The 11,548-nt window shown below is 33.0% G+C and carries 13 protein-coding genes and 1 pseudogene; 9 read left to right on the top strand and 5 right to left on the bottom strand.

Annotation, left to right across the window (positions count from 1 at the left end):
- Both Q0L29_RS15515 and Q0L29_RS15510 read left to right on the top strand, forming a co-directional pair.
- Positions 1 to 258 (top strand): annotated as a pseudogene (locus tag Q0L29_RS15515) (hypothetical protein); the annotation flags it as partial.
- Entirely contained in the window at positions 233 to 1,303 is a 1,071-nt protein-coding gene (locus tag Q0L29_RS15510; protein WP_296623101.1) for a hypothetical protein, read from the top strand. The pseudogene Q0L29_RS15515 and the gene Q0L29_RS15510, both read left to right, overlap by 26 nt.
- 56 nt (positions 1,304 to 1,359) lie before the next feature.
- On the opposite strand, the gene Q0L29_RS15505 is transcribed toward Q0L29_RS15510, so the two are convergent.
- The 3 genes from Q0L29_RS15505 to Q0L29_RS15495 all read right to left on the bottom strand — a co-directional run bounded on the left by Q0L29_RS15505 (position 1,360) and on the right by Q0L29_RS15495 (position 3,727).
- Positions 1,360 to 1,758, bottom strand: coding sequence for a DUF1573 domain-containing protein (locus Q0L29_RS15505; protein WP_296623099.1), 399 nt, complete (start codon positions 1,756 to 1,758; stop codon positions 1,360 to 1,362).
- 111 nt (positions 1,759 to 1,869) lie between these two features.
- Positions 1,870 to 3,273: an ATP-dependent RecD-like DNA helicase gene (locus tag Q0L29_RS15500; RefSeq protein ID WP_296623098.1), complete on the bottom strand. Its 1,404-nt coding sequence runs from the start codon at positions 3,271 to 3,273 to the stop codon at positions 1,870 to 1,872.
- Positions 3,266 to 3,727 carry a PaaI family thioesterase gene (locus Q0L29_RS15495; protein WP_296623096.1) on the bottom strand — a complete coding sequence of 154 codons (462 nt, stop codon included), beginning with the start codon at positions 3,725 to 3,727 and terminating at the stop codon, positions 3,266 to 3,268. Before Q0L29_RS15495 ends, Q0L29_RS15500 begins: the two co-directional genes overlap by 8 nt.
- A 40-nt stretch (positions 3,728 to 3,767) precedes the next feature.
- Between Q0L29_RS15495 and Q0L29_RS15490 the strand changes: the two genes are divergently transcribed.
- The 5 genes from Q0L29_RS15490 to Q0L29_RS15470 all read left to right on the top strand — a co-directional run bounded on the left by Q0L29_RS15490 (position 3,768) and on the right by Q0L29_RS15470 (position 6,688).
- Positions 3,768 to 4,274 (top strand): NUDIX domain-containing protein, encoded by a 507-nt coding sequence (locus Q0L29_RS15490; RefSeq protein ID WP_296623094.1) that lies wholly within the window; start codon positions 3,768 to 3,770, stop codon positions 4,272 to 4,274.
- 41 nt (positions 4,275 to 4,315) lie between these two features.
- Complete coding sequence (locus tag Q0L29_RS15485; protein ID WP_296623092.1) at positions 4,316 to 4,888, top strand: hypothetical protein; 573 nt, start codon at positions 4,316 to 4,318, stop codon at positions 4,886 to 4,888.
- Between the two features lie 4 nt (positions 4,889 to 4,892).
- Positions 4,893 to 5,780: a DUF3822 family protein gene (locus Q0L29_RS15480; RefSeq protein WP_296623091.1), complete on the top strand. Its 888-nt coding sequence runs from the start codon at positions 4,893 to 4,895 to the stop codon at positions 5,778 to 5,780.
- Between the two features lie 2 nt (positions 5,781 to 5,782).
- Positions 5,783 to 6,247: a pantetheine-phosphate adenylyltransferase gene (coaD, locus tag Q0L29_RS15475; RefSeq protein ID WP_296623089.1), complete on the top strand. Its 465-nt coding sequence runs from the start codon at positions 5,783 to 5,785 to the stop codon at positions 6,245 to 6,247.
- Between the two features lie 201 nt (positions 6,248 to 6,448).
- On the top strand, positions 6,449 to 6,688 hold the full coding sequence (locus Q0L29_RS15470; protein WP_296623087.1) for a hypothetical protein: 240 nt from the start codon (positions 6,449 to 6,451) through the stop codon (positions 6,686 to 6,688).
- Between the two features lie 165 nt (positions 6,689 to 6,853).
- Here the strand turns inward: Q0L29_RS15470 and Q0L29_RS15465 are convergent, their stop codons facing one another.
- On the bottom strand, positions 6,854 to 7,726 hold the full coding sequence (locus tag Q0L29_RS15465; RefSeq protein ID WP_296623085.1) for a hydroxymethylglutaryl-CoA lyase: 873 nt from the start codon (positions 7,724 to 7,726) through the stop codon (positions 6,854 to 6,856).
- Between the two features lie 139 nt (positions 7,727 to 7,865).
- On the opposite strand from Q0L29_RS15465, the gene Q0L29_RS15460 reads away from it, so the two are divergent.
- A complete protein-coding gene (locus tag Q0L29_RS15460; protein WP_296623083.1) occupies positions 7,866 to 9,350 on the top strand; it encodes a lipopolysaccharide biosynthesis protein in 1,485 nt (494 codons plus the stop codon).
- On the opposite strand, the gene Q0L29_RS15455 is transcribed toward Q0L29_RS15460, so the two are convergent.
- The gene (locus Q0L29_RS15455) at positions 9,340 to 10,425 is read right to left on the bottom strand and encodes a DegT/DnrJ/EryC1/StrS aminotransferase family protein (protein ID WP_296623082.1); all 1,086 of its coding nucleotides are present in this window, start codon (positions 10,423 to 10,425) and stop codon (positions 9,340 to 9,342) included. The two genes, Q0L29_RS15460 and Q0L29_RS15455, sit on opposite strands and share 11 nt — an antisense overlap.
- A gap of 178 nt (positions 10,426 to 10,603) precedes the next feature.
- Between Q0L29_RS15455 and pfkA the strand changes: the two genes are divergently transcribed.
- On the top strand, positions 10,604 to 11,548 hold a 945-nt coding region (gene pfkA, locus Q0L29_RS15450; protein WP_296623081.1), incomplete at its 3' end, for a 6-phosphofructokinase.

Genomic DNA, 11,548 nt, shown 5'->3' with positions numbered 1-11,548 from the left:
GAAAAAACACTACTGGTGAATACTATTTCAACAGAAAAGAATATTAAAGTTAATACGGATTTAAAATCCTTAAATAAAAAATACGAGGACCTAAAAGCTAAAGTAAAAGAACAAGGAGGGCATCCGCAGTTAGTAAATGCCTTGATTCAGAATTTACAAATGCAAATAGAAGTCCTCGAGCAACAACTGAGCATCTTGCAAGATATACAGGAATATAGTCAAAACGATAAAAATGAAAACAATGAAATATCTATCTAAATTATTAATTGCTGTATGTTTTTTTTACAGCTCCATTTCATATGCTCAAAATGCGCAATATGAAATTTTGGACAAGTCATATACGCCAGCTAGTAAATCAACCAAGTTGGAAATATCGAATAACTTCGGGAATATAAGTTTAGCGGTTTGGGATAAAAACTCAATATCAGTAAAAATCTCTCTTGATGTGGAAGGATATGATGAAAAAGAATCTAAAAAAATATTAGATAAAGTTGATTTAGAAATGAATGAAACATCTAGTCTTATTTCAATTAAAACTGATTTAAAATCGCATAATTCATCTTCATTTCATAAAAAATCTTTTAAAATCAACTATGAAATCAATATGCCTGATGGTCACCCCTTATCATTAAGCAATGAATTTGGTAATATTTTTATGACTGATTATTCAGCTTCCACTACCATCAATCTAGAATACGGCAATTTAACTGCTGGCAATTTAGGTGAACTGAATTTATCACATGAATTTGGTAAGGGCGAAATAGAATCTATCACCAATGGGGATTTTGAAATGGATTATGTTGAATCGTTTACGTTGGAAGAAGCTAATGAATTGAAACTTCAGGCAGAATTTTCAAAGATTGAGATTGGAAATATTAAAACCATTAATTTTGATGTGGAATATGGTAAATTATTGATCAATACTGTTTCAAATTACAATGGAAGTGCGGAGTTCTCGGAAATTAGCATAGCTGAACTTTATGATAATTTCAAATTAGATGCAGAGTATGCTAGTGGGACCATTAAATTAAAACATGTTAGCAAGGATATCAAATCCTTTCAGCTAGATACAGAGTTTTCCAAATCTGAAATTATAATAGAGAAAGGGGCTAATTTAGGCTTTGACACTAAACATTCCTTCGGTAAATTAAAAACAGAGGGCAGTAACTTTAATTTCTCCAAAAAAGTTAAAGATATGTCTGATGAAGCTTATAGTGGTGTAATTGGAAATCAATCTGATAAAATTAATACAACTCTAAAAATAAATACTAACTATGGTGGCTGCACCATAATTGCCAATTAATAAAAAAGGCTGTTTCAATCGAAACAGCCTTTTGTTTTTTTTATTTAATAATATTTTTAAGAGTCCTTTGGCAAAACATTAGTAGTTATTCTAACACTTCTTTCTTCTCCAATATTAGAAACAATTCTAATTATCTTATTTTGTCTTCCCATTTTACCTCTACTGTTAAATTTAACAGTAATTTCTCCTTTTGCCCCTGGTGCAATAGCTTCACCTCTAGGGTAGCTAGGTACGGTACAACCACAAGTTGTTTTAACATTTGAAATAATCAATGGCTGTTTGCCTGTATTTTCAAATTTAAAAACATGCTCCACTACATCTCCTTGACTAATATCACCAAAGTCATGATTGCTTTCTTCAAATGTAATTTCAGGACCATTTGTACTTTCAGTGCTCTGCGCTATTGCAGTACCTAAAATAAAAAATGATGCGAAAAATAATATTGCCTTTTTCATAATTGAAATATTTATTTTATTCGATAAGTAAAGTTACGAAAATTCAATAAAAATGATACCAAAAACACAGATTATGAATTTGAAATCATTTTTATTCTAAAAATGAAAGTATTAAAAAAACTTTGAGTGAAAATTCACCAAAAATAATTCATCTGTAGATCTGGTAATAGCAGTGTAAAGCCATCGGATATACTCTTTATTGACCATCTCATCAGTTAGATAACCCTGATCTACAAATACCGCACTCCATTGCCCTCCTTGTGATTTATGACAAGTCAGAGCGTAAGCAAACTTAATTTGTAAAGCATTGAGATATGGATCTTTTTTGATTGCAGCTTTGCGCTCTGCTTTGGTTTCCAAATCCATATAATCTTCCGCAACCTTATGGTATAAATCTCTATATTCATCATTGTTTAAAGATGGCCCGGTGGAGTGTAATGTATCAAGAATGACTTTTACTTGTAAATTTGGATGGTCTTCATAATCAGTCAATCTGATTTCTAAATCTGCGAAACGTAATCCATACATTTCTTCAAAATTGATAACTTTTGCTACTTCCATGAAATCGCCATTGGCCAGGAACCCACCGGGAGTATCTTCAGTTTGATACACATAGTTATTCTTAACGATCATCAGGAAATCTCCAGCTTCCAATTCACCTTCCATAAAATGGATCTGGCGTCTAATATATTCATTGTACTGCACTGCCATTTTATTTGACCTGCAGATAATAACTGTATTTTCTATCCCATACTTATCATAAGCATATCGCAAACCATCCTCCAGCCTCTCCCCTGTCATTCTGAAAATGTCTTTATAGGAATTGGTAATAAAGTGAATATTAAATTCTTTCTTTGACAATTCACCCCTAAGCACAGTTGCATTGTGAAGTATTCCCGAATTTTGTGCTTGACGCATTACCTCAGTTAGGACAGTCTCAATCACTTCCGATCGATAATTGCTTTTTAAAAAATTAGCATCCAGACCGGCACTATTCAACTTTCCGACAGGCGGTAACTGCGCATCATCCCCAATAAATAAAATTTTATTGCCCTCATTTTGAAAAACATAACTAATGATATCATCCAGCAAGCTGCTGTTTCCGAAGCCTTTTTCATCAGAAAGCATACTGGCTTCATCGATAATAAATAGCGTCTTTTCATGATAATTTTTCTGTAAAGAAAAGTTGGGCTCTCCACTGCCCACCTCGGAAGTCTGACGATAAATTTTCTTATGGATTGTTAAAGCCAATCTTTTAGAATAATTACTCATTACTTTGGCTGCTCTCCCGGTTGGCGCCATTAAAACATACTTATAATTAAATAATGGCAAAAATTTTACTAAAGCACTCACTATAGTGGTCTTACCTGTTCCAGCGTAACCTTTAAGAAGCAAAATAGGTCTATCAGCATCTTCAAGCTCAAAAAAAGGATCTAAAGCTTTAAAAAATTGAGACTGACCGGGAGTAGGCTCAAAAGGAAATTTGGACCTTATGATGCTGGAAGCACTAGGCATTCATTTTATGGTTGATATCTTGTGGAGTTATAACTGCCATAGTGGTAGTTGCTTTAGCGATTAAATTTCTGCTTTCACCTTCTACTGACCAAATTTCTGCTTCACAAAAATTTAATTTTCTTCCTTTTTTAATCACATAGCCAATTGCATGCAATTTTTCTCCCATTCCGGCTTTAAAGTAAGATACTTTTATTTCAGCTGTTACCACATGGCAATCAACGGGCACTGTTGTGTAAGCAGCAAAACCTGCTACTATATCCGCTATTGTAGCTGTTACTCCACCATGGACTAATCCTTTTTGTTGTTTGTGTATATTCTCTATGTCAAGCCATCCTTCAGTTCTCCCCTCTTCTATAACGGACAAATCGAAGCCAATATGCTTCATGAACTCTTGACGTTCTAAAAATTTCTCTACTCTTAACTTAAAGTCGTTTGTTGCTGTTTTTTCCTGCATTTTGTGTAATTTCAAATAATTCACAAATATAAGCATATTGATGACTGCAAATGCAAAGGAAAGTGTCAATCAAAAATTTGGTGGGAAAGTTAGGGTTAGAGTTGGTGGAATTTTAATAGAGAATAGGAAAATTTTACTTTTGAAGCATGAAGGTGTAGGAAAAAAAGAATTTATTTGGTCTCCACCTGGTGGCGGAATGGAATTTGATGGAGATGCTGAAAAAAATTTAAAAAGAGAATTTGTTGAAGAAACTGGATTAGAAATTAAAGTTCATGAACTATTATTTGTTAATGAATTCATGAATGATAAAATTCACGCAATTGAATTATTTTTTAAGGTAGAAAAAACGGGGGGAATTCTTAAATTGGGAAAAGATCCTGAAATGGGGAAACAACAAATTTTGACCGATTTAGTATTTTTTGATGAAAATAAGTTACTAAACACAGAAAGCGACTACTTACACAACATGTTTATTGGAATAAATAAACCCCAAGAAGTTTTAAATCTTAAAGGATATTTTAAATTTGTGAATAATTCCATAAAATAGCGTTTTAAAATAATTTCTAAATAGAGAAAAAAAATAAAAAGATGAGTAAAACAAAGATTTTATCAATAGTTTTCTTCGTGATAGCAATCGTGATAGGTTACTTTTTTGTAGACAGCATTGCCTATGACATTCAACAAGAAAAGAAGATTAAGCGAGAAGAAGCTCGAGTAATTAATAAATTAAAGCAAATTCGTTCTGGTATGATTGCTTACCAAAGGGTAAATGGTCAGTATACTAGTAATTGGGACAAATTGATTAATTTTATTGATACTGGCGATTTTTACCTAACAGAAAGATCAGAAACAATTATTCCTCGTGAATATGGTGGTGATAGTGTTGTAATCAATATTGACACTTTAGGAACCATTCCAGTTTATGATTCACTTTATTCTGATATTCCTGATTTCAACTTACAGAGATTACCCTACAAACCGGGTAGTAAAAAGAAATTTGAAATCTTTGCTGATAAAATCATCAAAGGATCTGTAAAAGTTGATGTTTTTGAAGTTAAGGATCCTGATCCTATCAATCCTAAAAGACAAGAAGATAATAACGAAAAAGCATTGAGAGTAGGTTCTAGATCAGAAGTTACAACATCAGGAAACTGGGAATAGTATTTTGGATATAACAACAGAAAAAGTTTTTAAACCTATAAGGAAGATCAAGGATGATAAATTCTCCATTGATAAGATCGAACAATATTGTTTGATCTTAGAGGTAGGGGACCGCGATCTTCAAGTATCTATAATAGATATTAAATCAAATAGGGTATTAATCCTTGAAGATTATAGTTTAAATAAAACTTCAGATGAGCATCAAAAAGTGCAAGTACTAAAAGCACTTTTTGATTCCCATCATCTATTGATGGTAGGATTTTGGAAAGAAGTAATATTATGTTTTAAAACACCAAAATATTGCCTTTCTCCCCTATCTTATTTTTCTAAAGATAATGCTCGGGCAATTCTTAAAATGAATTGTGAGGTCGAGAAGAATGAATCAGTAGGATATTATAAAGTGAATAGTAATGATTCTGTTAATATTTTCACTTACCAAAAAGAAGTTCTAAAATTTGTTCGCTCAATTTATGTGAATAGCAAAATAAAAGTAACACACCAAAGTGGTATGTTAGTAAATGCTGTTTTATATAATCCTCCTTTTACCAGTGAAAATGAGCTTTCATTATTTATCGACAGATTTTACCTACATGCTGCAGTAACCAATAACGGCAAATTACTATATTTCAATTCCTTCAAAATTCAAAAGTTTGAAGAATACACCAGATACATTAATCTGATATGTAATGAGTTCAAAATCTTAAAGAAAGAGGGTGTTATTAATCTTTGGGGCTTCATCAAAAAAGATTCCTCACATTTTAAAGCTTTGCAAAAAGACTTCCCAACATTAAAAACCGGGAATAGAACAAAAAAATTGAACTTTGGGTTTAAATTTGATGAAATTGCTGAACATCAATATTTTGATGTATTCGGAAATTACTTCAATCTCTGATTATGCCAAAAAGAATTGCAATATTTCCAGGATCTTTTGACCCTTTTACTAAGGGACATCACGACATTGTACAAAGAGGACTCAAGATTTTTGATGAAATCATAATTGCTATAGGCTATAATTCTAAAAAACAAAATCGTTATTTTGATATCGATTTAATGGTCAATAAGCTCGAAGAAACCTTCAAAGATCAGCCGAAAGTATCCATTATCGTTTACAATAAATTAACTTCAAATCTGGCGAGAGATCTTGGTGCAGGCTTTTTATTAAGAGGTTTAAGAAATACTACTGATTTTGAATATGAAAATAGTATAGCTCAGGTTAATAAGTATTTAAATGAAGGATTGGAATCTGTTTTCCTTATTACGGCTCCTGAGTATGCAGCCATCAGTTCCACCATTATTCGTGAAGTACACAAATTTAGTGGCGATGTTGATGAATTCCTGCCTTATAAGATTGAAAAATAAATATTCTCCATTAACTCCAAAACAGTCGTCTTACATTATCATCAGTAAAACTCATTAGCTGTCCGTATAGGAAGGCTTAGTTTAAGAACACAAAAACAAGATGACCAAGCAGGTTAAAAATATTAAGAATTATTTCACATAAAGTTCATACAACTTATTTAAAAATACATTAGATTTCGCCATATAAAATTAAATAATAAAATGGCACTTAACGAAGCATCGGATTTCGCTCAATTTGACGAATATGATGACAAGGACTACGATGAGCTCGAGGATGATTTTTTTGATGACGATACAGATGACATCAAATTAAATGATACCGAGGACGATGAAACTTGGCGATTTAAAATCGATGATAATTTAGAAGAAGATGAGGCAGAAGATGATGGGGATTTCGATTTTGATGATGATGATCTGAGAAAAGATTTAGACGGTTTTTAAATAAAAATGGGTGTGTAAAAGTAATTACACACCCATTTTTTATTACAAGTTATTAGTATCCTATTCCCATGTTGTGGAGTTTCACCCCAATTTTCAGTATTGCTATCATAACGATTAAAAGGCTTTTAAGTGTAAACACCTAAAACTAGGATGAGGAAACTCCAATTACTTAGCAGGAAAAACTTCCAAAGCTAATCTCTGTGACTCAGAAAATGCTTCTTGATTAATTCCTAATGCTATATTTTTATTATTAAAATAAGCTACCATATCCTCTGTCACCATATTGCCAACCAAATCATCCTTAGCCATAGGGCAGCCTCCAAAGCCTTTAATTGCTCCGTCAAACCTTCTACAACCTGACGAAAAAGCTGCTTCTAGTTTTTCCCAAATAGTAGCAGGATTACTGTGCAAATGAGCACCAAACTCTATATGAGGATATTGAGGACTTAATTGTTCAAATATCCATGATATATTATTTGGATTTGAAACTCCAATAGTATCAGAGAGCGAAATTACTTTTACATCCAACTTATCTAGCTTCTCTACAAATTCTTGAACAAAACCTGCATCATAGGGGTCTCCATAAGGGTTTCCAAAGCCCATAGAAAGATAAACCACTAAAGTTTTATTGTGTGCAACTGTCATCTCTTGTATTTCTTTTAAATCTTCTAGAGCAGTAGCAATGGAACGCTTCGTGTTACGCTGTTGAAATGTTTCGGACAAAGATAAAGGATATCCTAAATAAGAAATTTGTTTAAATTTCACTGCATCAGAAGCCCCTCTTTGATTCGCAATAATTGCTAATAATTTTGAAGTAGCGCTTTGCCAGTCAATAGAATCGAAAACTTCTGCGCTATCTCTCATTTGCGGAATAGCCTTAGGTGAGACAAAACTACCAGCATCAATGGTATCAAATCCTACTTTTAACAATTGATTAATATAATTAATTTTTTGCTCCGTAGGTATAAAATCATGCAAACCTTGCATAGCATCTCTCGGGCATTCTATAAGTTTAATATTCTGATTATTCATCTCCATATTCCAAAGCTAAGCAATCAAATTTTTAGCTAAAAGAAATATTTCTTAGGATTGAATTTCCAATCCAGATAAAACATAAGTATAATAGCAGTTTATTGATTTCATCTTATTAAATTTCAGCTTAGTTTAAATTATAAAAGTGGGAGTTATCATCAAACAAAGTGCTTATGCCTCTATTATCAACTACATTGGTGTTGTCGTAGGTGCTATTAATATGATATTCCTTTTTCCTGAATTTTTAAGTAAGCAAGAATTAGGATTGTCCAAAGCCATTATTTCAATGGCTCTCATCTTATCACCATTTGCACAACTAGGATTGGCAAGAAGTACTATAAGATATTTTCCCAGGTTTAATAAAGGTCATAATTCTTCTGGGCGATTTTTTACTTTCGTTTTGATCATGGCCTTTCTTACCACTTCCTTATTTATAGGGCTTTTTCAACTAATTGATCAATGGGTTTTTAGTTTTTTCGAAAAGAATGCACCTGAACTAATCCATCAGTACTGGCTCATCATCATTTTAGCTGCTATTATGGTATACATTACCATATTTGAGTCTTATTATAAAGCACAACTCAATGTGGTGATTCCTACATTTATGAGGGAGTTTTTGATTAGAATATTGAGCAGTTTACTGGTATTCATATATTTCCTGGAAATCATCTCTTTTGAGTGGTTTTTACGACTTTCGGTTGCTTCTTATGCTGTCTCCCTTTTATTATTAATCTCAATACTACTCTTTACAGGGCAACTAAAACTTAACTTTTCAATTTTCCAATTGAAAAAATCCTTCGTAAAAGAAATGATGAAATACGCCACCTTTATTATGGCTGGAGCTGTGGGATCGGTAATTGTTTTACAAATTGATCAACTAATGGTCACTGGATTTCTAGGATTGGAACAGAATGGTATTTACGTCATTGCTTTTTTTATGGGGACCGTCATAGAAATCCCAAGGCGCAGTATTTCCCAAATGTCGGATGCCATAATTGCCAATGCATTCGAAAATGAAAGACTAGATGAAGTCAAAAAAATTTACAAACAGAGTAGTATCAATCAGTTAATCCTGGGAAGCTTTGTTTTCCTTCTTGTGGTGATCAATCTGGATAATATATATGCCATCATGCCTAAAGGAGACGAATATAGCAGTGGAAAAATAATAGTTATTCTGATAGGACTGAGTAAGCTTATTAATATGGGATTTGGAGTTAGTGCTGAAATCATTATTTCATCGAAACATTATAAAAGCAACATCTATTTTGTGCTGATATTAGCTGCATTAACCATTGGTTTAAATATTGTGCTAATTCCGAAATACGACTTGATTGGAGCCGCCATAGCTACTTTTGCTTCAATGTTCTTTTTTAATTTGATTAAGATGGTGTACATCTACTACAAATTACAATTTCAGCCTTTTTCAATTCATACTCTAAGTACCATTTCACTTTCGGCTTTGTGTTTTTTCATAATAAGTATTGTCCCTCAATTCTCTAATCCTATCGTAAACACTGCTTATTTAACATTACTAACAATCATTATATTCGGCACTTTAATGTTGTTCTTTAAACCTTCTAAAGAAATCACTAAAATAATTCAGCCAATAAGGGATAGATTTAATCTTTGAAAAATTCCTGAATATTGTTTGCTACATATTCAATTTCATCAACTGTATGATTGGGATGGATCGGCAGCGAAAGTACAGTATTAGAAGCCAGAGTAGCATTTGGAAATTTTTCCTCTGTTTTGAATACTTCCATATCAGAAAGAGCATTTGGATAATGAATATCGGTTTCAATTCCCCTGGTAATTAAAAATTTTTGAAGCTCATCCCTCCTATCAGTCCTAATTACAAATTGATGATATACATGCCCTTCAACATTAGATGGTAAAACACAGTCCATATCTTTAAGTGTATCGAAATAAATCTGAGCCAACTTTTGCCTTTTTCTATTTTCAATATCAAGGAAAGGAAGTTTTGCCGTAAGAACAGCAGCTTGCATTTCATCCATTCTGCTATTTCTTCCTAATTGCACATGCTCATTTCGAGTTAACATTCCATAATTAGCCCAAAGGTGGCATTTTTCTGCTAAAGCTTTATTGTTAGTAACCAATGCACCGGCATCCCCCAAAGCACCCAAATTTTTGGTGGGATAAAAACTAAAAGTGCTGACATCACCAAAATTACCCGCAATTTTACCTTCCAGAGTAGCACCGTGGGCTTGTGCACAATCTTCAATCAAAACAATACCCTTTTCAGAGCAAATTGCAGCAATTTTTTCAATCTCAGGATGGATTAATCCAAATAAATGGGGTAATATCACTGCTTTCGTTTTAGGGGAAATTTTCTCTTCCAACTCTGAAAACTTAATACCAAAATGATCCATATCTATATCACAAAACACCACTTTTGCGTCAACTAATTTTATAACTGAGGCCTCAGAAAACCAGCTAAATGATGTGGTTAAAATTTCATCTCCCTTTTGAACTCCCAAGCTTCTTAGAATTATCTCCAGAGCATCGGTACAATTTGCAGTTGGTATGACATGATCAAGCTTTAAATATTCTGAAAACTCCTTTTTAAAAATATCAAAATATGGTCCGGTTATAAATATACCACGATCTAAAACATTACTTACAGCTGCTTTCACCTCTTGACGAATAGGTGTTAACTTTAAAAAAGGAATAGTTTTAATTTTCATATTGTGAATAGTAATTCATTATTAGAACAAATATATAGTGCTTTTTATTTGCATTAACAGCCTTGCTTTTCCAACTTTAAATTTGTTTTTGAAGTGATAGAGCAATAAAAATTATTAAATTGAATTTATATCATTAATACTTCAAAGATTGAAATTTTTACTTAAAAATAAGTCATAAATGAAGAAAGTAGCAATAATGACCTCCGGTGGTGATGCTCCTGGCATGAATGCATGTTTAAGAGCCGCTGTAAGAGGTGCCGTTTACCATGGAATAGAAATGTACGGAATTTATAGAGGTTATGACGGGATGATAGAAGGAGATATTGTGAAGATGAATTCTCATTCTGTTAGTAATATCATTCAGAAAGGCGGTACTATTCTAAAATCCGCCAGAAGTGAGGAATTCAAAACCAAAGAAGGTAGAAAAAAAGCTTATGATCACTTACAAAAGTTAGGAATTGAAGGATTAATCACCATTGGTGGTGATGGAACGTTCACTGGAGCTAAAATTTTCTTTGATGAATATGGTATTCCTACTGTTGGTGCCCCAGGTACTATCGACAATGATTTATATGGAACCGATTATACTATAGGATTTGACACTGCCGTAAATACAGCTTTAGGGGCAATAGATAAAATTCGTGATACCGCAGATTCTCATAATCGCCTTTTCTTTATAGAAGTTATGGGGAGAGATTCTGGTTATATAGCCATTCGGTCAGGTATTGGCGGGGGCGCTGAATTAGTAATGGTGCCAGAGACCTCCACAAGTATCAAGGAAGTAATCAGTACTTTACAAGAAGGTTGGGCTCGTCATAAAACCTCCTCAATTGTAGTAGTAGCAGAGGGAGATGAAGAAGGCAACGCAATGGAAATTGCCGAGAAAGTGAAAAAAGAAATCAAACAGAAAGATATTAAAGTTTCCATTTTAGGGCACATACAGCGCGGTGGCTCGCCTAGTGCACAGGATAGAATACTTGCCAGTCGATTGGGATTAGGAGCCCTAGAAGGCTTAATGAAAGGAGAGAAGAACGTAATGGCTGGAATTATAAATGATAAATTAGTCTACACTTCATTTGAAGATAGTATCACTAAAAACAAGCCTTTAAACCAGGAATTAATT

This window comes from Marivirga sp. (genome assembly GCF_024636815.1).
Classification (GTDB): Bacteria; Bacteroidota; Bacteroidia; order Cytophagales; family Cyclobacteriaceae; genus Marivirga.
The sequence above is the reverse complement of the archived record's forward strand: the minus strand, read 5'-3'. Positions and strand labels throughout refer to the sequence as shown.

Bases quoted from the DNA above. Each gene is read 5' to 3' on its own strand.
- Q0L29_RS15510 (WP_296623101.1), top strand. From the start codon at position 233: ATGAAAACAATGAAATATCTATCTAAATTATTAATTGCTGTATGTTTT.
- Q0L29_RS15505 (WP_296623099.1), bottom strand. From the start codon at position 1,758: ATGAAAAAGGCAATATTATTTTTCGCATCATTTTTTATTTTAGGTACT.
- Q0L29_RS15500 (WP_296623098.1), bottom strand. From the start codon at position 3,273: ATGCCTAGTGCTTCCAGCATCATAAGGTCCAAATTTCCTTTTGAGCCT.
- Q0L29_RS15495 (WP_296623096.1), bottom strand. From the start codon at position 3,727: ATGCAGGAAAAAACAGCAACAAACGACTTTAAGTTAAGAGTAGAGAAA.
- Q0L29_RS15490 (WP_296623094.1), top strand. From the start codon at position 3,768: ATGACTGCAAATGCAAAGGAAAGTGTCAATCAAAAATTTGGTGGGAAA.
- Q0L29_RS15485 (WP_296623092.1), top strand. From the start codon at position 4,316: ATGAGTAAAACAAAGATTTTATCAATAGTTTTCTTCGTGATAGCAATC.
- coaD (WP_296623089.1), top strand. From the start codon at position 5,783: ATGCCAAAAAGAATTGCAATATTTCCAGGATCTTTTGACCCTTTTACT.
- Q0L29_RS15470 (WP_296623087.1), top strand. From the start codon at position 6,449: ATGGCACTTAACGAAGCATCGGATTTCGCTCAATTTGACGAATATGAT.
- Q0L29_RS15465 (WP_296623085.1), bottom strand. From the start codon at position 7,726: ATGGAGATGAATAATCAGAATATTAAACTTATAGAATGCCCGAGAGAT.
- Q0L29_RS15455 (WP_296623082.1), bottom strand. From the start codon at position 10,425: ATGAAAATTAAAACTATTCCTTTTTTAAAGTTAACACCTATTCGTCAA.